21 protein-coding genes are annotated in these 21,023 nt (G+C 68.5%); 8 read left to right on the forward strand and 13 right to left on the reverse strand.

The window, feature by feature from the left end:
• The first annotated feature begins 73 nt into the window (after nt 1–73).
• Nucleotides 74–268, forward strand: a complete 195-nt coding sequence (locus HWW87_RS01395; protein WP_244107114.1) for a hypothetical protein — start codon at nt 74–76, stop codon at nt 266–268.
• 35 nt (nt 269–303) lie between these two features.
• Here HWW87_RS01395 and HWW87_RS01400 read toward each other — a convergent pair whose 3' ends face one another.
• Together HWW87_RS01400 and HWW87_RS01405 are read right to left on the reverse strand one after the other, a co-directional pair.
• Nucleotides 304–2,094, reverse strand: coding sequence for a sensor histidine kinase (locus tag HWW87_RS01400; RefSeq protein WP_175818949.1), 1,791 nt, complete (start codon nt 2,092–2,094; stop codon nt 304–306).
• Nucleotides 2,091–2,738 (reverse strand): response regulator transcription factor, encoded by a 648-nt coding sequence (locus HWW87_RS01405; protein ID WP_175818950.1) that lies wholly within the window; start codon nt 2,736–2,738, stop codon nt 2,091–2,093. Before HWW87_RS01405 ends, HWW87_RS01400 begins: the two co-directional genes overlap by 4 nt.
• Before the next feature lie 335 nt (nt 2,739–3,073).
• Between HWW87_RS01405 and HWW87_RS01410 the strand changes: the two genes are divergently transcribed.
• Together HWW87_RS01410 and HWW87_RS01415 are read left to right on the forward strand one after the other, a co-directional pair.
• Nucleotides 3,074–3,526: a hypothetical protein gene (locus HWW87_RS01410; protein ID WP_174388929.1), complete on the forward strand. Its 453-nt coding sequence runs from the start codon at nt 3,074–3,076 to the stop codon at nt 3,524–3,526.
• 115 nt (nt 3,527–3,641) lie between these two features.
• The gene (locus tag HWW87_RS01415; protein ID WP_174429302.1) at nt 3,642–5,660 is read left to right on the forward strand and encodes an LssY C-terminal domain-containing protein; all 2,019 of its coding nucleotides are present in this window, start codon (nt 3,642–3,644) and stop codon (nt 5,658–5,660) included.
• Nucleotides 5,661–5,684: 24 nt separating this feature from the next.
• Here the strand turns inward: HWW87_RS01415 and HWW87_RS01420 are convergent, their stop codons facing one another.
• The 5 genes from HWW87_RS01420 to HWW87_RS01440 form a co-directional block, all read right to left on the reverse strand.
• Nucleotides 5,685–6,014, reverse strand: coding sequence for a transcriptional regulator (locus HWW87_RS01420; protein ID WP_006479699.1), 330 nt, complete (start codon nt 6,012–6,014; stop codon nt 5,685–5,687).
• Nucleotides 6,011–6,343: a type II toxin-antitoxin system RelE/ParE family toxin gene (locus HWW87_RS01425; RefSeq protein ID WP_174429301.1), complete on the reverse strand. Its 333-nt coding sequence runs from the start codon at nt 6,341–6,343 to the stop codon at nt 6,011–6,013. Before HWW87_RS01425 ends, HWW87_RS01420 begins: the two co-directional genes overlap by 4 nt.
• A gap of 298 nt (nt 6,344–6,641) precedes the next feature.
• A complete protein-coding gene (locus HWW87_RS01430) occupies nt 6,642–7,196 on the reverse strand; it encodes a protein tyrosine phosphatase (protein WP_174429300.1) in 555 nt (184 codons plus the stop codon).
• Nucleotides 7,197–7,378: 182 nt separating this feature from the next.
• Nucleotides 7,379–9,829 (reverse strand): alpha/beta hydrolase fold domain-containing protein, encoded by a 2,451-nt coding sequence (locus tag HWW87_RS01435; RefSeq protein ID WP_175818951.1) that lies wholly within the window; start codon nt 9,827–9,829, stop codon nt 7,379–7,381.
• On the reverse strand, nt 9,816–11,534 hold the full coding sequence (locus HWW87_RS01440; RefSeq protein ID WP_175818952.1) for a GMC family oxidoreductase N-terminal domain-containing protein: 1,719 nt from the start codon (nt 11,532–11,534) through the stop codon (nt 9,816–9,818). The genes HWW87_RS01435 and HWW87_RS01440 overlap by 14 nt, the downstream gene beginning before the upstream one ends.
• A 263-nt stretch (nt 11,535–11,797) precedes the next feature.
• Here HWW87_RS01440 and HWW87_RS01445 point away from each other — a divergent pair, with 263 nt between their 5' ends.
• Together HWW87_RS01445 and HWW87_RS01450 are read left to right on the forward strand one after the other, a co-directional pair.
• On the forward strand, nt 11,798–12,829 hold the full coding sequence (locus tag HWW87_RS01445; protein WP_175818953.1) for an AraC family transcriptional regulator: 1,032 nt from the start codon (nt 11,798–11,800) through the stop codon (nt 12,827–12,829).
• A gap of 64 nt (nt 12,830–12,893) precedes the next feature.
• Nucleotides 12,894–13,403 (forward strand): N-acetyltransferase, encoded by a 510-nt coding sequence (locus tag HWW87_RS01450; RefSeq protein ID WP_175818954.1) that lies wholly within the window; start codon nt 12,894–12,896, stop codon nt 13,401–13,403.
• Between the two features lie 16 nt (nt 13,404–13,419).
• Here the strand turns inward: HWW87_RS01450 and HWW87_RS01455 are convergent, their stop codons facing one another.
• The 3 genes from HWW87_RS01455 to HWW87_RS01460 form a co-directional block, all read right to left on the reverse strand.
• Nucleotides 13,420–14,373 carry a leucyl aminopeptidase gene (locus tag HWW87_RS01455; protein ID WP_175818955.1) on the reverse strand — a complete coding sequence of 318 codons (954 nt, stop codon included), beginning with the start codon at nt 14,371–14,373 and terminating at the stop codon, nt 13,420–13,422.
• Between the two features lie 58 nt (nt 14,374–14,431).
• On the reverse strand, nt 14,432–14,554 hold the full coding sequence (locus HWW87_RS37395; protein WP_006479692.1) for a hypothetical protein: 123 nt from the start codon (nt 14,552–14,554) through the stop codon (nt 14,432–14,434).
• 404 nt (nt 14,555–14,958) lie between these two features.
• Entirely contained in the window at nt 14,959–15,414 is a 456-nt protein-coding gene (locus HWW87_RS01460; protein ID WP_174429294.1) for an Lrp/AsnC family transcriptional regulator, read from the reverse strand.
• Nucleotides 15,415–15,530: 116 nt separating this feature from the next.
• Here HWW87_RS01460 and HWW87_RS01465 point away from each other — a divergent pair, with 116 nt between their 5' ends.
• A complete protein-coding gene (locus tag HWW87_RS01465) occupies nt 15,531–16,076 on the forward strand; it encodes an alpha/beta hydrolase (RefSeq protein WP_175818956.1) in 546 nt (181 codons plus the stop codon).
• A gap of 186 nt (nt 16,077–16,262) precedes the next feature.
• Nucleotides 16,263–17,513, forward strand: a complete 1,251-nt coding sequence (locus HWW87_RS01470; RefSeq protein WP_175820650.1) for a YbfB/YjiJ family MFS transporter — start codon at nt 16,263–16,265, stop codon at nt 17,511–17,513.
• A gap of 11 nt (nt 17,514–17,524) precedes the next feature.
• Here the strand turns inward: HWW87_RS01470 and hpaC are convergent, their stop codons facing one another.
• On the reverse strand, nt 17,525–18,070 hold the full coding sequence (hpaC, locus tag HWW87_RS01475; protein WP_174429292.1) for a 4-hydroxyphenylacetate 3-monooxygenase, reductase component: 546 nt from the start codon (nt 18,068–18,070) through the stop codon (nt 17,525–17,527).
• A 358-nt stretch (nt 18,071–18,428) separates the two neighbouring features.
• Between hpaC and HWW87_RS01480 the strand changes: the two genes are divergently transcribed.
• Nucleotides 18,429–19,061 carry a response regulator gene (locus HWW87_RS01480; RefSeq protein WP_174429291.1) on the forward strand — a complete coding sequence of 211 codons (633 nt, stop codon included), beginning with the start codon at nt 18,429–18,431 and terminating at the stop codon, nt 19,059–19,061.
• Nucleotides 19,062–19,073: 12 nt separating this feature from the next.
• On the opposite strand, the gene HWW87_RS01485 is transcribed toward HWW87_RS01480, so the two are convergent.
• Both HWW87_RS01485 and HWW87_RS01490 read right to left on the reverse strand, forming a co-directional pair.
• Nucleotides 19,074–19,817 (reverse strand): SDR family oxidoreductase, encoded by a 744-nt coding sequence (locus HWW87_RS01485; protein WP_175818957.1) that lies wholly within the window; start codon nt 19,815–19,817, stop codon nt 19,074–19,076.
• 59 nt (nt 19,818–19,876) lie between these two features.
• Nucleotides 19,877–21,001, reverse strand: a complete 1,125-nt coding sequence (locus tag HWW87_RS01490) for an amidase (RefSeq protein ID WP_175818958.1) — start codon at nt 20,999–21,001, stop codon at nt 19,877–19,879.
• Nucleotides 21,002–21,023: the final 22 nt, after the last annotated feature.

A 21,023-nucleotide genomic window follows, 5' to 3' on the forward strand; every position in this document is an offset into this window, starting at 1 on the left:
GACGCATGCCGGTTCGACGGCAAGTACTCGAGCACGCTACCATGCGGTGCAAATCCGACGAATGGAGCGTGCAATGAAGAAACTGACGACGATGAAGATGTCTCGTGATGGCGTTGTTCCCCCCAGTGTGCAGCGCGAGTTTGTCGCACGTGGACTGGCATCGCGTAACGAAGCACGGCGGACCGGCGAATACATCGAAGCGGCGAACGTCCACGCAGAACTCGAGCGCATGCTGAAAGCAGCGCGCTCGACGAAGGCGGCCGACTAGACCATCGTTGTTCGGCGTCGTCCGCTTCCCCCGATCTACCCTCGCGCAACCCCGCCCCCGCCATGCGCGACCGCGACGGGCGCCGGCGACAGCGGAATCTCGACCTCGACCGTCGTGCCTTCGCCGAGCGTCGTCGCGATCCGCAGCGTGCCGCCGACCAGATACGCACGCTCGCGCAACCCCACCAGCCCGAACGAACCCGACTTGCGCGGCACCGCGGGATCGAAGCCCGCGCCGTCGTCGCGTATCGTCAGCGCGATCGCTTCGCCGCCGCACACGAGCTCGACGTCCGCATGCGACGCGGCCGCGTGCCGGGCGACATTCGCGAGCGCTTCCTGCGCGATGCGGAACACGGCCGTCGCATACGGCTCGTCGAGTTGCAGCTCGGGCGGCTCGACATGCAGCGCGCACGCAATCCCGTGACGGTGCCGGAAATCCTCCACGAGCCATTGCATCGCCGCCGCGAAGCCGAGATCGTCGAGCATCAGCGGGCGCAGGTCCGACGCGATGCGGCGCGTCGCGGCCACCGCGCCGCGCGCGAGCGCATGCATCGCCGCGATCTTGCGTGCGAGCGACGCGTCGTCCTGCGGTACGCGGTCGATCAGCCATTCGAGATCGTTCTTCAGCGTCGCGAGCGTCTGCGCCAGTTCGTCGTGCAGTTCGCGCGCGATGCGGCGCTGCTCGGCTTCGCGTGCGCTGGCGCTGATCGCGGCAATCTCGCGTAACGCCTCGCGCGACGTCTGCAATGCGCGCTCCGCGCGCACGCGCTCCTCGACTTCGCGCCGCAGGTCGCGGTTCGACGTACTCAGTTGTGCGGTGCGCGCGGCGACGCGCTGTTCGAGCCGTTCGTTCGCATCGTTCAACTGCGCACTTTTCTGTACGACGAGCAGATGCTGGTAGCGCGCGCCGGCCAGCGCCCGCACCGTCTGCGCATGCAGTCGGCCGTTCTCGAACAGCATCGCGAACAGTACGACGCCCGACGCGACGAGGCCGTACGCGCGCCCCGCATAGAAGCCGAGATCGAAGCGCCCGTGATTCAGCATCGCCGACAGCGCGATGTCGAACAGCCAGGCGACGAGCACCGTCATCACCCACAGGTCGAGCACGGAATGGCGGCGGCGCCGCCGCCACATCAGCATCAGCGCGACCAGGTTCAACCCCCAGACCACCGTGATCGCGTTCGTCATCGTCGCGGTCATCCGGTTGCCGCTCATGATGCGCGGCAGCAGGTCGTGGCCGGCGGTCGCGAGCAGCGCGAGCGCGACCGTCGCGCCGACCGCGGCCGCGATGCAGAGGACGACCGGAATCGCCGCACGGCGCTGCGGGGCAGGGGCCGGGCGCCCGCGCGACGTCGCGCGCAGCAGCGCGTACGCGGCGACCGACAGCGGAAAGCCGCCATGCCAGAACAGGTACAGCCATGCGGTGGTCTGTTCGCCGGCGCCGAGCAGGCCGGTCGGCGCGAACAGCCCGGGGAAGGTCAGCATGTGCGTGCCGGCCATGAACGCCGTGAACAGGTAGCCGCCGGCCAGCACGAGCAGCGGTTTCTCGCGCAGGATCGCGTACTGGCCGAACAGCAGGCCGGCCGTCACCATGTCGTTGACGACGATCGCCGACTGGTACACGGGAATGAATGCCCAGCCCGGCGCGAGCGGCAGGGCCGCGAACGGCGCGAGCGCGGCGAAGATCACGGCCGATACGAGTACCGTCGCGAGCGCGAGCCGCCGCTCGCGCCGGCCCGGCGGCAGCGACGACATGAACAGGCGCGACGTGTCCGGATCGTCGTCGTCCGGCGGCGGCGCGGGCGGGGAGCGGAAGGCGGCCGTCATGCGTCGTCGGCCCCGAGGTCGAGATCGTGGCGCACCGTGTAGCGGACCAGTGCGGCTTCGTGCGGCAGTTCCATCTTCTCGAGGATCCGCGTCTTGTACGTGCTGACCGTCTTCGCGCTCAGCGCGAGTTCGGACGCGATCTGCGTGACGGTCTGACCCGCGACGATGCGGCGCATCACGTCGAGCTCGCGCGCGGACAGCCGCTCGTGCGGCAGGGCCTGAGCCGGCGCGTGCAGCGTGTGAGCGAGGCTTTCGGCCGCGGACGGGCTCACGTAGACGCCGCCCGCCGCCACCTTGCCGACCGCTTCGACGAGCTCGGCGGTCGCACTGTCCTTCGTCAGGTAGCCGGTGGCGCCGGCCTTGAACGCACGTGCCGCGTACTGCGCTTCCGCGTGCATCGTCAACACCAGCGTGCGCAGCGACGGCGCATGGCGCTTGACCAGCCGGATCAGCTCGATGCCGGTCGGCGCAGGCATCGACAGGTCGAGCAGCAGCACGTCGGCGGCCGCGCGCTCGGCCAGCGCGAGCGTGCCCGAGCCGTCGCTCGCCTCGCCGACGATCTCGAAACCGCCGGCCCTCTCCAGGATGTGACGCAGTCCGTCCCGCATGACTGCGTGATCGTCAGCCAGAATTACCCTGATCATCTTCCAGCGATCCTCTTCGGGATGACGCCGCGAGTTGCTGTCGTTGCTGTCCGGGTTGTCGCCGCGGCCGTTCTTCTGATCAATATATGCCCCCGAACCCGAAAACGGTACGCGTTCGCGAAATTTTCAGAATGGTTGGTCGCGGAATGTGCACTGAAACGAAATAATTTCAGGGACAGGGTACGGGGCGGAGCGCATGCGAATCAGGGTATTCCCGGATGGGCGTTGCAGTCGGCGCGGCCCGGCGCGCCTTCACCGGAACTGCCCCGCGAACCGCTCCATTTCGGGACTAAACTGGTGCCCGATGCCATCTACGCGAACCGAGGAGCCCCGCAATGATCGACCTTGCCGATATCCTGCCGTCCGCACTGCCCGCCGCCGTCGCGTGGGCCGAAGCCGAGGCGGCGCGCGGAATCGCGCAGGGCGCGCCGCTGACGCCGGGGCAAGCCGACGACGCGCGCACGGTGGGCGTCGCGCAACCGGAGCGGATCCGCGTGGTGGCGGTCGACCGCATGCCGTTTCCCGAGACGCCAACGCTTGCCGCGATCGCGCGCGATACGGGGCTGCTGTCGCCCGGGACGATCGGCCTCACGCTCGGTCATGCGGTGTACGTGCTGCGCGGGCAGGACACACGCCGCCTGCTGACCCACGAATTCCGTCATGTGCATCAATACGAGGCCGCCGGCTCGATCGGCGCGTTTCTTGCTCGCTATCTGCACGAGATCGCGACGGTCGGCTACCACGACGCGCCGCTGGAGGCTGACGCGCGGCAACACGAGTTCGATTGACACCTGCCCCCTGACCCAGACGCCGGCGCGAGCGTGCGCATGTCGCGATGAACGTATCCAATGCCCCTGCCGGCCCGGTGTTCGCGCACCGGGCCGCACCGTTCGGGAGTGTGCGATGAGCGACACGATCCATGCGTGGATCGGTGCGATCGGCGCGCATCCGCTGCTCGTGCTGGCGATCGTGTTCGTGGCCGCCTGCGCCGAGGCGATCGCGCTGATCGGCACGATCGTGCCGGCCGGCGCCGTGATGTTCGCGGCGGGTGCGCTGATCGGCGCGGGCGCGCTCGACGCGTGGGCGACGATCGGCATCGCGGCCGTCGGCGCGGTGATCGGCGACGGGATCAGCTACGAACTCGGGCGGCATTACCGCGGGATGATCCGCAACGCGTGGACGCGCTTCGGCTATGGGAGCGCCTACGCGCGCGGCGAGGAATTCGTGTTGCGTCATGGCATGAAGAGCATCGTGCTCGCGCGCTTTCTCGCGCCGGTGCGGGCGGTCGTGCCGGTCGTCGTCGGCTGCGCGACGCTGCCGCGCCGGTCGTTCTATCCGGTCAACGTGATCTCGGCGCTCGTGTGGGCGCCTGTCCATATTGCGCCCGGCATCCTGTTCGGCGCGTCGGCCGCGCTGGCCGCGGCGATCAGCGTGCGGGTCGCCGCGATCCTGCTGGTCGTGGCCGCGCTGGTCGCGCTCGTGTGGATCGGCGTGCGCGTCGCGCTGCGGCGCGGCTGGCCGTTGTTGTGCCGTGCGCTCGCCGAAGCCGTGCATGCATGCGCGCGCCGCTGGCCGCGGTTGGGCGCGCGGCTGCACGACGGGATCGCCTACCTGCGCGGGTTGCCGGGCGCGGTGCCCGTGCTCGCGCTGTTGTTCATCGGCTGCGTGTGGCTGTTCGCGAGGATCGTGCAGGACGTCGTCGCGAACGATCCGCTGATGCATGCGGACATCGCGCTGTACGCGTTCCTGCAGAATCTGCGCACGCCGCCCGTCGACGCCGCGATGAGCGCGCTCGCCGTGCTGCACGGACACGACACGGGGCTGATCGTCGCGGCCGCGTTTCTCGTCTGGCTGATGATCCATCGCTGCTGGCTGACGGCTGCATGGTGGCTCGCGACGGTCGGCGTCGCCGTCGCGCTCGTGCTGGTGTTCGGCGCGGGCGTGCCCGGCGCGACGCCCGCGAGCCTGCCGCCCGGCGCGCTGCACGTGCCGCTGCCCGACGCCGATGCCGCCTTCGCGATCCTCGCGAGCAGCGGCCTCGGCTGGGCGCTGACGCGCGACCGGCCCGCGCTGTGGCGCATTCCGGTCGTGACGGCGGTCGTGCTGTGGATCGTGCTCGGCGGCTTTGCGCGGCTGTACGCCGGCGATACCTGGCTGTCGGGTTTGCTGGGCGGATGGAGCCTCGGGCTCGCGTGGTTCGCGTTGCTCGCCGGCGCCTATGCGTACTGGCGCGTGCGTGAGCATGTGCAGCCGCGAGGCGCGCTCGTCGCGGTCGTCGTCGTGCTCGCGACGGCCGGCGTATGGACGGTGCCCGCCCAATGGCAGCTCGATCGCGCGGCGCGTCCGCATGTCGGCGATGTGGTCGCGATGACCGTCGACCAGTGGCTGCGCGGCGGGTGGCAGCGCGTGCCGACGCGGCGCACCGAGATCGGCGGCGACCGCGAGGAATATCTGCCGCTGCAATGGAGCGCGACGTCGGACACGCTCGACCGCCATCTCGCGCAGGCCGGCTGGCAGCGCGCGACGCCGTGGTCGCCGGCCACCGCGCTGCGCTGGCTGTTGCCGCAGGCGCCCGTCGACACGCTGCCGGTGCTGCCGCGCTACACGCATGGCGAAAGCACGCGGCGCGTGTTCGTCCGCGTCGATCCGGCCCGCCCGGAAAGCCGCTTCGTGCTGCGGTTGTGGCGTTATCCGTACGTGTTGCAGGATGCGCTCGGCATGCGGCCGCTGTGGTACGGCGCGCTGTATCGCGAAACGCTGCGCCGGCCGGCGCGGTTGATGACGATCGTGCACACGACGACGATCGACGATGCGGCGGCGATTGCGCAGGCGTTGGCGGTCGAGCCGACGATCGGGCATCCGCCGGCGGGGACGACGGCCGCGCCGGACGCGATGCTGCTGGTCTGGATGGTCACGCCGTGAGGGGGCCGGCGCGCGGTGCGCCGCTTACGCGTGCGACGGCTGCGCGGGAACGACGGACAGGCGCAGGCCGACCGTCTTGAGCACCGCGAGCAGGGTTTTCAGCGTCGGGTTGCCGTTCGGGGACAGCGTGCGATACAGCGATTCGCGGCTGATGCCGGCTTCGGCCGCGACCGCGCCGAGCCCGCCGTACGCTTCCGCGACCGTGCGCAGCGCGAGCAGGCCGGCCGCGCGGTTGTCGGGATCGTCGAGCGATTCCATCGCGACGCGCAGATAGGCGACCGCGAGCTCGCGGTCGGCGCCGAGTTCGGCGACTTCCGCATCGTGGTGCGATACCGCGCCTTTGAGCTTGTTCATGTTTGCCTCCGTTTCCAGTTCGACCAGTGTTCCTTGGCGCGCCTGATGTCGTCGGACTGACTGGCCTTGTCGCCGCCGAACAGCAGCAGCACCAAGGCGCCGCCGTGCCGGCCGAAGTACACGCGGTAGCCGGCGCCGACATGGACGCGCAGTTCGATCACACCTTCGCCGACCGGCTCGCAATCGCCGAAGTTGCCGGTCTGCACGCGGCGCAGGCGTTCGCGAATCCGTGCCTGCGCGACCTTGTCGCGCACGGCGTTGAGCCATTCCGTGAAAGGCTCGCGACCGTCGTCGCGCTGATAGCGAAGCAGTTCGAACTTGGAGAGCATTGTAACTTATAAACTACAAAAAGGGTAACTGAAACGAAACGGTTCGCATCGCAATGGCTGGGTGGCCGACGCGCATGCGGCGTCTTCTTGGTTCGGGATTTGACGGCGGGAGCGCTGGCTTCCCGGACGACGATCATTCTTTCATCCGGGATGGCGCATGACGATTCGGCCAAATGGCCGGTATCGATGGAGTGATGAGGGGAGACGTACGCCGAGACGGGGAGCGCGAGGGAATGAAGGATGGGGCGGAAAATCTGCCGGTACGCCGCGCGTGCTGCGAGCCGGCAGATGGTGTGAATTACTGCTTCGCCGGCGCGGCCGTCGCGACCTTGTCGAGCGCGGCCGGGATGTACGTGTCGAGTTGCGCGGTCACCGATTCGTAGAAGTCGATCGGCTTGCCCCATGCGTCGGGCACGTCGAGGTGTTTCCCGGTCGCGTACTCGGCCAGCGTGAACACCTTGCCGGCGGCCGCCGGATAGAGCGCGAGCACCTTTTCCCGGTGCTTGTCGGTCATCGTGAGGATGACGTCCGAATGCTTGACGTCGTTCGCGTTCAACTGCACCGAGCGGTGCGCGGACGTGTCGATCCCGCGCTGCTTCATCAGGATCACGCCGTTCTCCTCCGGCTTTTCGTCGTACGGATCCTCATCGACCGCGCGCGAGATCACCGCGACATGCGCGTGGCGCTGCGCGATCAACTGGCCGGCAATCGCTTCGGCCATCACGCTGCGCCCGGTGTTGCCGGTATCGACGAACGCGACCTTCTTCGGTTCGTCGGCGAATGCCGACGTTGCGCACTGGATGCCGACGCAGCAGAGCAGTGCAAGCGCGTTGAGGGTGTGCCTTCTTTTCATGATGTCTCCGCCAGGGTGGGATGGTTGTCGCCCCGGCGGCGCGCCGGGGTTTGCGGGAGATCATGACGGCCGCATGCGGCGGAAAAAAATAACCGACCGGTTTTCGCAAGTCGGTGTCGCTTCGTTGCAAGCGGGTACGACGATCGGACATGTGCTGATCGTCGTGCGTCCTCGTTTCATCGTCATGCCGTCGTGGCGACGCGTTCCGACGCAAACTTCGCCAACGTACGCAACGCATTCCGCGCCGAGCGCAAGTAAAACGCCTGCAGATGAAACACATGCCAGCGCGCCGCATGAATCTCCAGCCGGCACGGCACGCCGCACGCGTGTGCATGCTCCGCGAGCCGCTGCGCATCGGACAGCAGCACTTCCTGGTCGCCGGCCTGGATCAGCATCGGCGGCAGGCCGCGCAGGTCGGTGTCGAGCGGCCCGCGCGCCGCGGTGGAGCCCGTGCCGTGATACCAGCGCAGTCCCTGTTCGAGCCAGCCGCGCCGGATCATCGGATCGTCGTGGCGGCGTGAGGCCAGCGTCGCGCCGCCGAGCGCCGGGTCGGTCACGGGCGAGATCAGCAGCAGCGCGGCGGCAGCCGGTTCGCCGCGCTCGCGCAGCGCGATGGCGAGCGCCAGCGCCAGCGCGCCGCCGGCCGAGTCGCCGGCGATCACGATCCGGTGCGGCGCATGACCCTGCGTGCGCATCGCGTCGTATGCGGCCAGTGCGTCGTCGAGCGCGGCCGGGCTCGGATGCTCGGGCGCGAGCCGGTAATCGGGCACCCACACCGGCAGGCCCGCATCGTTCGCGAGGCGCGTCGTCACGCCGCGATGCGTATGCGGCCCGCCGAGACAAAACGCGCCGCCGTGCAGATAGAGGATCGCGCCACCCGTATCGCCGCGTTTCGGCGCGACGACTTCGACCGGCACACGCTGCGCCGACGTGCGGTAGCGCAGCGTGCCGCCCACGCCGGGCATCAGCGGCGACAGCAGCGCGACGACGCGGCGCTGGATGCGCGCGCCGAACGGCGGCCCGATCAGCGGCCGGAACGCGACACGCAGGAAACCGCGTAGCGAAGCGGCCGTGGCGGCTTCGAGTCCGCCGGCGGGCGGCGCGACCACCGCGCCGTGCATCGGCGCGACCGACCCGGGCAGCGGCTGCGACAAGCGGTACGCGGACATGCCGGTGAAGCGCGTGATCCACCGGTAGGTCAGCGTGAAGCCCGGCCAGTTCGTGCTGTTGTGCCCCGACGCATCGACGTACCAGCTCTTGCAATTGCTCCACACCGACCCTTCGAGCCGCTGCTGCACGTGCACGTTGAAACGCCGGTAGCGGTGCGCGTCGACGTCGATCTCGCGCGCGCCGTCGCGACGCATCGCCTGCACGCAGCGCATCACGTGCGCGATCTGGCTTTCGAGCATGTAGACGATCGAGTTGTGACCGAGGTTGGTGTTCGGGCCGTACAGCATGAAGAAGTTCGGAAAGCCGGGTACGGTGAGCCCGAGATACGCCTGCGCGCCGCGTCGCCATGCATCGTTCAGGTCGATGCCGCCGCGGCCCGTGATGCGCATCGGCGACAGGAATTCGGTCGCCGCGAACCCCGTGCCGTAGACGATCGCGTCGACGGGATGATGCACGCCGTCGACGGTCTCGATTCCGTCCTCGGTCACGCGCCGGATCGGCTCCGTGACGAGTGCCACATGGTCGCGGCTCATCGCGGCGAGATAGTCGCTCGACAGCAGGATGCGCTTGCAGCCGACCGGATAATCGGGCGTGAGCCGTGCGCGCAGCGCGGGGTCCGGCACGTCGCGCGCGAGCAGCTTGCGAAATGGCCTGCCGACCGCGACCTTCATCAACCCGTGCAGGCGCGTGAACGCGATCGCACGCGCTTCGTAGCGCAGGTAGATCGATGCGCGATGCAGTTTCATCGCCGCCGGCAGCCGGCGAAACAGCGTCTTTTCCCACGGGCGATACGCGCGGTCGGGGCGCGGCATCACATAGGCCGGCGAGCGCTGGAATACGGTCAGGCGCTGCACGTCACCGGCGATCGCGGGAACGAACTGGATCGCCGAGGCACCGGTGCCGACCACGGCCACACGTTTGCCGGCGAGCGCGTAATCGTGATCCCAGTGTGCGGAGTGGAACGCACGGCCGCGAAACGTGTCGATGCCGGGCAGGTTCGGCATGGCGGGGCGGCTCAACTGGCCGGTGCCGCTGACGAGCAGCGCGGCGCTCAGCGTCGTGCCGTCGCGCAGCGTGACGTGCCACAGCGCACCGGCTTCGTCGTAGCGTGCGTGTTCGACTTCGGCGCCGAAGCGCAGATAGCGTGCGAGATCATACTTGCGCGCGCAGTGTTGCAGGTACGCAAGAATTTCAGGCTGCGGCGCGAACACGTGCGACCACGCGGGATTGGGTTCGAACGAGAACGAGTACAGGTGCGAAGGCACGTCGCACGCGGCGCCCGGGTAGCGGTTGTCGCGCCACACGCCGCCGACGTCGTGCGAGCGTTCGACGATCACGAAATCGTGAATGCCGGCGCGCTGCAGCGCGACCGCCATGCCGATGCCGGCGAAGCCGGCGCCGATGATGATCGCCGCAAGCGGTGTGGTGGAGCCGGCGGAACGGGAAGGATCAGGCGACAGCATGGCGGGTTTCCTCGGGCTGGTGGGCATCGTGCGCGGCGTGGGTTGCAAGGGTAGGGTCGCAATCCGTCGATGTCCTGACGGTTTCTTCCGTATGCCGTTGCGCCGGCACGCGGCACACGCCGCGCATCAGGTCGACGGCCTTCTCGGCGATCATGATCGTCGGCGCGTTGGTGTTGCCGCCGATGAGCGTCGGCATCACCGATGCATCGACGATGCGCAGCCCTTGCAGGCCATGCACGCGCAGTTGCGGATCGACGACGGCGAGCGCGTCGTGCCCCATCCGGCAGGTGCCGACCGGGTGATAGACGGTGTCGGTGCGTCGCCGTAGCACGTCGCGGATCTCGTCGTCGGTCGTCACGTTCGCGGTGAACAGGTCGCGCGTGGCCCAGCTGGCGAGCGCCGGTGCATCCATCAGGCGACGCGTGATGCGGAAGCCCGCGACCATGTCGTCGAGATCGCGCGGATCGTCGAAGAACGCGGGATCGATGCGCGGCGCCGCGAGCGGATCGGCGCTGTTCAGCGTGACCGAGCCGCGGCTGCGCGGCCGCAACAGGCACACGTGGCACGACAGTCCGTGGCCGGCATGCAGCTTGCGCGCATGGTCGTCGACGAGCGCGACGACGAAATGCAGCTGGATGTCCGGCACGGCAAGATCGGCACGCGTTTTCAGGAAACCGCCGCCTTCCGCGAAGTTCGACGTCAGCATCCCGCGCCGTTCGCGGCGAAAGCGGGCGAATTCGCGCAGCATGCGCAGTCCGCCGCGGACGGACACGCCCATCGTGTCGACGCTGCGCGTGCGGTAGCCGAAGATGAAATCCGGATGATCCTGCAGGTTGCGGCCGACGCCCGGCAGATCGGCCTGTACGGCGATGCCGAACTGCTGGAGTTCGCGGCCCGGGCCGACGCCCGACAGCATCAGCAACTGTGGCGTCTGCAGCGCGCCGGCCGCGAGCACGACTTCGCGCCGCGCGCGCAGCGTGCGGACTTCACCGTGCTGCCGCACTTCGATGCCGGTTGCGCGCGTGCCGTCGAACAGGATGCGCAGCACCTGCGCATGCGTCTCGACCTTCAGGTTGTCGCGGCGCCCGACGTGCGGCAGCAGGTACGCGCGCGCCGCGCTCCATCGTTCGCCGTGCTTCTGCGTGACCTGGTAGATCCCGATGCCTTCCTGCTGCGCGCCGTTGAAATCGTCGGTGAGCGGCAGGCCGGCCTGTCGTGCGGCTTCCAGATAGCGCGCATGAAACGGGTTGCCGGTGCGCAGGTCGTTGACCCACAGCGGGCCGTCGCGGCCGTGCCAGGCATCGTCGAAGCGCTCGTTGTGCTCGCTCAGGCGGAAGTACGGCAGCACGTCGTCATACGCCCAGCCTTCGTTGCCGAGCGCGGCCCACCCGTCGTAGTCGGCGCGATGGCCGCGGATATAGACCATCGCGTTGATCGCCGACGAACCGCCAAGCGTCCTGCCGCGCGGCTGATAGCCGATGCGCCCGCCGAGCCCCGGCTGCGGCACCGTGTCGAACGCCCAGTTGTTCAGGCGGGTCGGCATCATCGCGACCGCGCCGATCGGCACGTTGACGGCCGCGCTGTCGCCGCGGCCGCCGGCCTCGAGCACGCAGACGGTCACGGCCGGGTCCTCGGTCAGCCGGCCCGCGACGACGCAACCGCCCGACCCGCCACCGACCACGATGTAGTCGAAAGTCTTGCTCATGGAATCGTCTCCTTTCTTTGGTAATCGGTGGGTCACGCGATGCGTGTCGGCATGCGGGCACCGGCGGCGCGCCGGCGGGCGAAGCGGGCGGCGGGATCGGTCGGGCGACTCGGTCGCATGGTGTCTCCTCCTGGGGCGATGGCGTCGTTCGGGCGACGACTGGATGACGCCGATGGTGCGGGCCGCATGGGAAAACACCAATGCTGCTTGGGGACAATTGTTTTAGTATTTGGGCCAAATCGGCGCTTCGAGGGTTTCTCCGCATGAGCTTCTGGGATTTCACCCGGAGTCCGGCCAGCGCCCGGTTGCTGGTCGATTTCGGCGACGAACGCGGCGTGCCGCATGCCACGCTGCTGGCCGGCACGGGCCTCGCGAGCGCGCAGCTCGACGACCCGAAAGTCGAAGTGACGGCCGCGCAGGAGCTGCGGCTGACCGCCAACCTGCTCCGCGCGCTCGGCCGGGCACAGGGCCTCGGGTTCGAGGTCGGTCAGCGTTATCACTTCTCCGCGTACGGCGTGTGGGGCTACGGGCTGATCGCGAGTGCGACCGGGCGCGATGCGCTCGCGCTGGCGATGCGCTTTTTGCCGCTCACGTATGCGTACACCGTCATCACGTACCGTGAGGCCGCTGACACCGGCGTGCTCAACTTCGGCGCGCCGGAACTCGACGCCGACCTGAGCCGGTTCCTCGTCGAGCGAGACATGACGGCCGCGGCCGTGCTGCTGCAGGAAATCGCCAGCGGCGATTTCGCGTTGTCGCGCTTCACGCTGCAGGCCGCGCGTTCGCCGGCGCTCGCCGCGCCGCGCATCGCCGGCATCGAGCCGACGTTCTCGGCGCGTGCGAACAGCCTCGCGTTCGATCGCGCGTTCCTCGACCGGCCGCTGCCGCATGCGAATCCGCTGACGGTGTCGATGTGCGAGCAGATGTGCGGACAACTCGTCGAAGCGCGGCGTGCACGCGTGGGCACGTCGGAGATGGTGCGCCAGTACCTGAACTCGACACCCGGCAGCGCGCCGTTCTCGCTCGAGGACATGGCACGGCTGATGAACACGAGTCCGCGCACGCTCAAGCGGCGGCTGCAGGAGGAGGGCACGACGTTTCGCGCGCTGCTCGCGCAGACGCGCGGGGCGATGGCCGAGACGCTGCTCGGCGATGCGCGGCTGTCGCTCGCGGACGTGGCCGAGCGGCTCGGCTTCAGCGATCTCTCCAGTTTCTCGCAGGCGTTCAAGCGCTGGTACGGCGTGCCGCCGGGCGCGTATCGCAGCACGGCGCGGCGAGAAGGCGACCCGCGATGAATCGCGGTACGATCGCTCGCTTGCTTGCCTTGCCTGTCGACATCATCCTCACGAGAGACCCCGCATGATCACGATCCGCCCGATGACCGACGACGATTTCGCGCGCTTCTGGCCGACCTACCGCGCCATCGTTTCTGCTCAGGAAACCTACGCATTCGATCCCGAACCGACGCCGGAAGCGGCACGCGCCCTGTGGCTCGACGCGCCGCTCTGCACGTGGATCGCCGAGGAGGACGGCGTGGTGCTCGGCTCGTACTTTCTGAAAGCGAACGCGGCCGGGCCCGGCAAGCACGTGAGCAACTGCGGCTACATGGTGAGCGAGGCCGCGCGCGGACGCGGCGTCGCGCGCCTGATGTGCGAGCACTCGCAGCAGGTGGCGCGCGAGCGCGGTTTCCTCGCGATGCAGTTCAATTCGGTGGTCGCGACGAACGAGGTCGCGGTCGCGCTGTGGCAGAAGCTGGGATTCGAGATCGTCGGCCGGTTGCCGCGCGCATACCGTCACGCGCGGCTCGGCTTCGTCGACTGCTTCGTGATGTTCAAGTGGCTCGGCGACGCGGCCGCCGCCGAAGCCTGAGCAGCCCGCCGCTGCGTCAGACGGCGAACGCGCTGTCGAACACGATCCGTTCGTCGAGCGCGAGCGTGCCGCGCGCGAAGATCAGGTCGAGATGGTGGCTGCCGTTTTCGCCGCCGCCGAGCCCGAGATGCAGCCCAGGGTGGCGTTCCTCGAACCCCGCGTTGCGGCCGTACAGGCCGCGGATGCCGAGGTTCGTGCCGATGCCGAATTCCTCGATCCGCCGGTGATTCGCGTGCCGGTCGAGATAGGTCGAGAAATCGCGCCGGAAGCCCGCATCGTCGGTGTCGAAATCGACGATCGTGCTGTGCTCGACATGCAGCGTCGCGAGCCGCTCGGCCACCTTGTACTTGATCGCGAACGGCACGGTGCCGAGAAACGTGCCGCTGAACACGACCGAGCCGTTCAGGTCGGTCACGTGCGTCGCGATCTCGCCGGGCACGACGTCGAGGTTGCCCATGCCGTCCACGCTCGTCCATTTCTGGTCCGGCGCGAGCGAGCCCGCGAGCGTGTTGCCGGCTTCGTCGATGAAGCGGATCTGCGACGCGCGTGCGGCGGCCTCGATCAGCCGGCCGTTGCGTGCGGCGATGTCGTCGAGCGATTCGGCGAACGCCTCGTCGAGGTGCGGGCCGTAATCCTTGAATAAAACCGACTTGCTCCAGTGCTCGACGATCGCGGGACGGATCGCGGCGAGGAACGGCGGCCCGCTCGGCGATGGCGTCGGCAGGCACGACGAGTCGTACAGCAGCACGAACAGGTCGGCGTCGTCGAGCGCGGCGGCGATGTCGGCGGGCGGGGTGCTTTCGAGGCAGAGGGTGGTCGCGTCGAGCGAATCGGGCAGGGCGGAAAAGGCGCGCAACGCGATGTCGCGGTTGCGGGTGTCGTAGCCGACCAGCAGTTTTCCCGATTCGCCGCGTGCCAGCTTGTCGCGCAGCGCCGGGTGAAAACCGAGCGCGCGGTGCAGGTTCAGCATGCGTATCTCCGGAAGCGGCGGAAGGGCCGCGGCCCTTCCGCGAGAACGGGTGGCCCGCTCAGACCGGCCAGAGCGCGGTGCCGAACGGCACCACGGCGTCCTCGACCATCATGTCGACGGCCTCGGGGTGTGTGTCTTCCTGCATCCAGTCAAGCAATTCGATTTGCTGGGTTTCCTGCATGTCAATTCTCCTGTGGTGAACATGAGTGATTCAACATGAAAGCGCGGCAAAAATAGTGCCGCTCCTCGTTCCGCATTTTGTGAATACCGGACGAGTGGCGTCGATATTAGTCTGATGATTTTGCGAATGCAATGCGTTACAGGATTTTTAGCAGAAGCGTGCTAAACACGGAGAGTTTGCGATTTTCAGATCGAAAGAGCCGAATAAAACGAGTGAAGATCGCGCATCATTTTTTTAGAAAATGGAATCCGGATCAACGAAATGGATGCGATTATTTTTAATTAAAATTCAATTGCCCGGATTGATGCGATTTATGTCATTCACGAAAGCCGCATGCGCGATCGTCAGGCGCTCGAACCGCTCCGCTGATTTCACGCGCCACGCAGTCGGTCCGCGTGCGCTCGTCAACCGAGCAGCGCCTTTCCGATCGCCTTGGTCGGTTCGGAGTGCAGCACCAGCGAAGTCGTGACCGCGCCGAAGCGGGCAATCGCGTCGATGAGGGTCTCCAGCTGGCCCGGTGTCGGCACCAGCACCTTCAGCAGAAAGCAGTCTTCGCCGGTCATGCGGTGGACTTCGATGACATGCGGCATCTCGGCGAACGTGTGCAGCGCCGGTTTGATGTGCTCGTGAGTCGTTTTGAGCCGGATGATGGCCATCATGCCCAACCCCAGCGCCGCCGGATCGATCCGCGCGCCATAGCCGGCGATGATGCCCCGTTCTTCCAGCCGCTTGACACGCTCCGAGGTGGCGGGCTGCGACAGCCCGATGCGCCTGCCCACTTCCGACAGCGGCGTTCGCGCGTTGTCCTGCAGCGCTTCGAGGATCGCAAGATCCAGGCGATCGAGTGCTTCGTCCGGCATGACGGTCCTCCAGTACCGTTGATTCATCGGCATTTTGTCTCAATAACCGATGACTTGCCATTCCATGCCGATCGGCGCCCCGTCACACTGCGGGCTTCCGTTGATGGAGGAGAGTGATGGATCAAGCGATCGTGATCGTGCCGGGTATCGGCAATTCGGGACCGGATCATTGGCAGAGTCATTGGGAGACGGCATTTCCCCGCGCCGCACGCATCGCGCCGGCTTCGTGGGATGCACCCGACCTGGCCGACTGGACGGCGGCGCTGGATGAGGCAGTCGCGAACGCCGGGGCGCCTCCGCTCGTGATTTGTCATTCGCTGGGCTGTCTGTTGTTCGCGCATTGGCATGCCGTGTCGGCGCGCGCGGTGCGTGGCGCGTTTCTCGTGGCCGTGCCCGACCCGGAAGGGCCGCGTTTTCCGGTGGCCGCCGCCGCGTTCGCGAACCTGCCGAGCAGTCGGTTCGATCGCTTGCCGGTGCTTGCGATCGCGAGCGCGGACGATCCGTACGACCCGTCGGGGCGCGCGCTCGAATGGGTAACGGAACGGGGCGCGACGCCGCTTCTGCTCGGCGCATACGGCCATCTGAACGCGGCTTCCGGGTTGGCGGGATGGCGCGAAGGGCGTGCGTTGCTTGCGGCGTTTGCGGCCGGACTCGGGCGGTAGTGCGTGCCAGCGCGGGCCGGTATTCCGCGTTTTCGGCCGTCGCGCGCGTCGCGCCGGAGAGCGGGAACCGGGCACACCGGCCGTCGGCTTTTTGCCGCCTGCGCGCGCCGGTTTCACGGCGGCTCCAGTATGATCGACCGACGGTGGCGGAAGCCCCGGAATCAAACAACGATGGAGACACCCCCGATGCGCGCAGTGCCGCAACCGGAGCCTGGCGGCCGCTCGCGGCCGGACGCCGGCACAACCGATCCCGGCCGCATGGCCGCATGGCGGCTTGCGATCTGCCTGTCGCTCGGCAGCGCGATCGCGCTCGGCCTCGCACGCTTTTCGTATGCGCTGCTGCTGCCGCCGATGAAGGCCGATCTCGGCTGGACATTCGCGCAGGCCGGCGCGCTGAACACGGCGAACGCGGCCGGCTACCTGATCGGCGCGCTCGCATTCCCGCTGTTGTCACAGCGCTGGCGCGCGGGCACGCTGCTCGCGGCCGGCTGTGTGCTGACCGCCGTGTTGATGGCCGCGGGCGGGTTCACGGCGGACATGCACGCGCTGCTCGCGCAGCGGCTGGCGACGGGTATCGGCAGCGCGTTGATCTTCATCAGCGGCGGCGTGCTGGCTGCGCGGCTCGCATCCGCATCGCCGCGCGATGCAGGGCTGCTGCTCGGCCTCTATTACGGCGGCACCGGATGGGGCATCGTCGCGTCGTCGCTGCTCGTGCCGGCCACGCTCGTGCCACGCGTGCACGGCTGGCAGCCCGCGTGGTTCGCACTCGCAACGGCGTGCGTGCTGTTCTCTGCGGCGGCCGTGGCGGCCGCGTTTCGCATCGAGCGCGTGCATGCGGCGCCGGCCGGACAGGCCAGCGGCGCGACACCGGTGGCGACCGCGAGCCCGGCCCGCTTCGCGCTCGCGCTGGCCGGCTACGGCCTGTTCGGCGTCGGTTATATCGGCTACATGACGTTCATCGTCGCGCTGCTGCGCGGCGCGGGCATGAGCGGCACGGTGGTCGCCGCGTTCTACGTGATGCTCGGGATCGCGACCGTCGTGTCGGCGCGGCTGTGGTCGGGGCTGCTCGACCGGATGCGCGGCGGCCAGGCGCTCGCCGTGCTCAACGCGCTGCTCGGCGTCGCGACGCTGATACCCGCGCTGTTCGTGCATCCGGCTGCCGCGTTCGCATCGGGCTTGCTGTTCGGCGCGACGTTCCTGTCGGCGGTCGCGTCGACGACGGCCTTCGTGCGGCACAACCTGCCGTCCGACGGCTGGGCGAAGGGGATCAGCGCATTCACGACGGTCTTCGCGTTCGGGCAGATCGCGGGGCCGGTCGCGATCGGCTGGGTGTCGGACAGTGCGGGGCTGGCGCGCGGGCTCGTGTACTCGGCGCTGACGCTGTTCGCGGGCGCTGCATTCGCGGCCGGGCAGCGCGCGCTGCGTCCGTCCGCGTAGTCAGGTGCCGGTCACCGCACGCATGCGGTGCGCGACACGCGATGAAATGCGCGGCTGAAGTAGATGAGGCTGTCGCCATCGTCGCGCACGCGAATCGACGTCGCCTCGATGAACATCACCGAATGCGAGCCGACTTCCTTCATCTCGGCAATCGTGCCCTGCAGGCTCGCGAGCGCATCGCGCAGCACCGGCACGTCCTGTTCGCCGCGATCCCACACGGGCAACTCGAAGCGTTGTTCCATCGGCAGGTCGGTGAGCCCCGCGAAGTGTCGCGCGAGCAGCTCGTGCTCGGCCGGCAGCACGTTGATGCACACATGACGGTTGCGCTCGAAGGTTGCGCGCATCGCGCTCGACCGGTTCAGGCACACGAGCAGCGTCGGCGGCGCGTCGGTGACGGAGCACACGGCGCTCGCGGTGATCCCGCAGCGGCCGTGCGGTCCCGCGGTGGTGATCACGTTGACGGCCGCGCCGAGGTGAGCCATCGCCTGGCGGAAGGCCTTCTGCGCGTCGGTCGGTTCGACGCGCGCCGGTCGCTGGATATCGGTCGTGGAAGACATGGGCGCTCCTGGTTGGACGAAAGCGGCGAACAGCGCGGCGCTGCCGGTGCAGCGCCGGATCGCCGACGATGACCCAAGCGTACGTCGCGAAAATGCGGCCGACCATTCGCACGATTGGCGATCAAGATGGCGTTCCTGCCGACGCATCTAAAGGTTCTACCTAGATGCGCGCCATCGCATGCGAAAAAAACCGCGATTGCGCGTTCGTGCGGTACGTGAAGGGGTGTTCAGCGGGTTTTCGGCTCGTTATGATGTGCCGCACACCCCCAGCGAACGACGCTCGCGACAGGCCGGCCACCGGCCTTGCGCGGCGCGTGCGATACCGATACCCATACCGATATTCAGCGAGACAGCCGCGATGACGTCACCCGCACCGATCGTATACATCGTCGACGACGACAGCGGCATGCGGACGTCGCTCGCGTGGTTGCTCGAATCGGTCGGCATCGCGTCCGAAGGGTTCGCGAACGCCGCCGACTTTCTCGCCCGCTTCGACGTGAGCCTGCCTGCATGCCTCGTGCTCGACGTGCGGATGCCGGAGAAAAGCGGCTTCGACGTGCAGGCCGAACTGAATGCGCGCGGCGCGACGCTGCCGGTGATCTTCGTCAGCGGGCACGGCGACATTCCGATGTCGGTGCGCGCGCTGCAGAACGGCGCGATCGATTTCGTCGAGAAGCCGTACAACTCGCAGCAGATGCTCGAGCGCGTGCAGCGTGCGCTGCGGCTCGCGCAGCAGCGGCACGCGGTGAGCCAGCGCCACCGCGAGCTGCGCCAGCGGCTCGATGCGCTGACCGCGCGCGAGAAGGAGGTGCTGCGCGGCGTCGTGGACGGCAAGGGCAGCAAGCAGATCGCATCGGATCTGTCGATCAGTGTGAAGACCGTCGACGTGCATCGCGCGAGCATCAAGGAGAAGCTCGGCGCGACGTCGATCGCCGCGCTGGTGCGCGACGTGATGGTCGTGTGGGGCGACGACGGGGCGTCGTCGCGATAGGGCCCGGCGCGTTCAGCGCATGTACAGCCCGCCGTTGATGTCCCAGCATGCGCCGTTCGCGAAATGCGCGTCGCCCGACGCGAGCAATATGGCTGCATCCGCAACGAATGCGGCCGACCCGAGCTTGCCGCCCGGCAGGCTCGCGAGCACCTGACGCAGTTTTTCGGGCGCGACGCTTTCGTACACGATCGGCAGATCGAGCGGCCCCGGCGAGATCGCGTTGACGGTGACGCCCTGCGCGGCGAGATCGCGTGCGAACACCTTGGTCAGCGTCAGCGTGCCGCCTTTCGCGGCCGCATAGTGCGCACCCGTCGCCGAGCCGCCGTTCTGCCCGGCGAGCGACGCGATGTTGACGATGCGGCCCGCGCCGCGCTGCGCGAAGTACTGGCCGAACACCTGGCAGCCGAACAGCACGCTGCGCAGGTTCACGTCGATCACCTGGTCGAACTGCTCGGCCGTGATCTCCATCGCCGGCACGACCTTCGATGCGCCCGCGTTGTTGACGAGCACGTCGATCGTGCCCCAGCGCGCAACGAGCGCATCGCGCGCGGCTTCGAAATCGCGTTTCGACGTGACGTCGAGCGGCAGCGCGATCGCGCGTTCGCCGCTCGGGTCGAGTTCGCGTGCATGCGCGTGAATGGCGTCGGCGGCGATGTCGGCCAGCGCGACGCGATAGCCGGCCGCATGGAAGCGTTCGGCGATGACGGCGCCGAGCCCGCGCGCGGCGCCGGTGACCAAGACGACTCGATCTGACATGGTGTGGGGTTCCGTGGTTCGCGGGCGCGCGCCGGTGGCAGCGGCGCCCGCATCGTGGTTCATGCGGCCAATGCCGCTTCGAAGTGTGCCGCGATCGCGCAGACCCGTTCGTCCGCGCCCTTGCGCCCGACGATCTGCAAGCCGGCCTTCAACGGCGAACCGGCGAGCGGCAGCGGCAGGCTGAGCGCCGGATGGCCGCTCAGGTTGAACGGACGGATCAGCGACGACATCGCGATCACCGATACGCCGTCGCGTGCCTGCTGCAGCGTGATCGGCAGCGCGGGCAGCGTCGGCAGCACCAGCACGTCCGCGTGTTCGAGCGCCGCATCGACCTGTGCGGTGAAGCGTGCGCGCACGGCTTCGGCTTCCGCGAGCGCGGCCGGTGTCGTCGTCGAGGCCGTGCGCAGTCGCGCATCGAGATCGGCGCCGAGCCGGCCCGTTTCGACCAGGTGACCGAACGCGCGCGACGTTTCCGCGTTGATCACGGTGAGCCCCGCCGCGAACGCGGCCGGCATTGCATCGAGCACGACCGTGTGCGAACGCAGGCCCGACGCGCGAACGGCCGCGTCGAGCGCGGCGGCGATCGCCGGATCGGCTTCGACGGCGAGTTGCGCGACCGTGCAGCCTGCCGCGGAAGCCGCCGCTTGCGCGCGATCGAAGCCCGGCGCGATCGCGGCCATCACCGCGACGAGCGTGCGGATCTCGCGGGCGAACGGCCCGACGCAATCGAGCGTCGTGTCGGCGGGCGCGACGCCGCGCCGCGACACGCGGCCGAACGTCGGTTTCAGCCCGGCCACGCCGCAGCACGCGGCCGGCCCGCGAATCGAGCCGCCGGTGTCGGTGCCGAGCGCCGCATCGACGGCGCCGAGCCCGACGAGCGACGCGGAGCCGCTCGACGAGCCGCCCGGAATGCGCGCGGCATCCTGCGGATTGACGGGCGTGCCGGTGTAATCGTTGATGCCGGTCATGCCGAACGCGAGCTCGTGCATGTTCGCCTTGCCGGCGATCTGCCAGCCGGCGTCGAGCAGCAGGCGGACCACGTCCGCGTGTTGGATGGCCGGCGGCGCATCGGCGAGCGCGCGGCTCGCCGCGCGGGTCGGATGGCCCGCGATGTCGATCGTGTCCTTGATCGCGATCGTCGGGCCGGGGCCGCCGAGCGTGAAGGTGTCGATGAAGCCTGTCATGGTCGGTATCGTGCGAAAGCAG

This window comes from Burkholderia sp. BCC0419, assembly GCF_902830285.1.
GTDB lineage: Bacteria > Pseudomonadota > Gammaproteobacteria > Burkholderiales > Burkholderiaceae > Burkholderia.

Coding starts and splice junctions, on each gene's coding strand:
- HWW87_RS01395 (WP_244107114.1), top strand. CDS start 74: ATGAAGAAACTGACGACGATGAAGATGTCTCGTGATGGCGTTGTTCCC.
- HWW87_RS01400 (WP_175818949.1), bottom strand. CDS start 2,094: ATGACGGCCGCCTTCCGCTCCCCGCCCGCGCCGCCGCCGGACGACGAC.
- HWW87_RS01405 (WP_175818950.1), bottom strand. CDS start 2,738: ATGATCAGGGTAATTCTGGCTGACGATCACGCAGTCATGCGGGACGGA.
- HWW87_RS01410 (WP_174388929.1), top strand. CDS start 3,074: ATGATCGACCTTGCCGATATCCTGCCGTCCGCACTGCCCGCCGCCGTC.
- HWW87_RS01415 (WP_174429302.1), top strand. CDS start 3,642: ATGAGCGACACGATCCATGCGTGGATCGGTGCGATCGGCGCGCATCCG.
- HWW87_RS01420 (WP_006479699.1), bottom strand. CDS start 6,014: ATGAACAAGCTCAAAGGCGCGGTATCGCACCACGATGCGGAAGTCGCC.
- HWW87_RS01425 (WP_174429301.1), bottom strand. CDS start 6,343: ATGCTCTCCAAGTTCGAACTGCTTCGCTATCAGCGCGACGACGGTCGC.
- HWW87_RS01430 (WP_174429300.1), bottom strand. CDS start 7,196: ATGAAAAGAAGGCACACCCTCAACGCGCTTGCACTGCTCTGCTGCGTC.
- HWW87_RS01435 (WP_175818951.1), bottom strand. CDS start 9,829: ATGCTGTCGCCTGATCCTTCCCGTTCCGCCGGCTCCACCACACCGCTT.
- HWW87_RS01440 (WP_175818952.1), bottom strand. CDS start 11,534: ATGAGCAAGACTTTCGACTACATCGTGGTCGGTGGCGGGTCGGGCGGT.
- HWW87_RS01445 (WP_175818953.1), top strand. CDS start 11,798: ATGAGCTTCTGGGATTTCACCCGGAGTCCGGCCAGCGCCCGGTTGCTG.
- HWW87_RS01450 (WP_175818954.1), top strand. CDS start 12,894: ATGATCACGATCCGCCCGATGACCGACGACGATTTCGCGCGCTTCTGG.
- HWW87_RS01455 (WP_175818955.1), bottom strand. CDS start 14,373: ATGCTGAACCTGCACCGCGCGCTCGGTTTTCACCCGGCGCTGCGCGAC.
- HWW87_RS37395 (WP_006479692.1), bottom strand. CDS start 14,554: ATGCAGGAAACCCAGCAAATCGAATTGCTTGACTGGATGCAGGAAGAC.
- HWW87_RS01460 (WP_174429294.1), bottom strand. CDS start 15,414: ATGCCGGACGAAGCACTCGATCGCCTGGATCTTGCGATCCTCGAAGCG.
- HWW87_RS01465 (WP_175818956.1), top strand. CDS start 15,531: ATGGATCAAGCGATCGTGATCGTGCCGGGTATCGGCAATTCGGGACCG.
- HWW87_RS01470 (WP_175820650.1), top strand. CDS start 16,263: ATGCGCGCAGTGCCGCAACCGGAGCCTGGCGGCCGCTCGCGGCCGGAC.
- hpaC (WP_174429292.1), bottom strand. CDS start 18,070: ATGTCTTCCACGACCGATATCCAGCGACCGGCGCGCGTCGAACCGACC.
- HWW87_RS01480 (WP_174429291.1), top strand. CDS start 18,429: ATGACGTCACCCGCACCGATCGTATACATCGTCGACGACGACAGCGGC.
- HWW87_RS01485 (WP_175818957.1), bottom strand. CDS start 19,817: ATGTCAGATCGAGTCGTCTTGGTCACCGGCGCCGCGCGCGGGCTCGGC.
- HWW87_RS01490 (WP_175818958.1), bottom strand. CDS start 21,001: ATGACAGGCTTCATCGACACCTTCACGCTCGGCGGCCCCGGCCCGACG.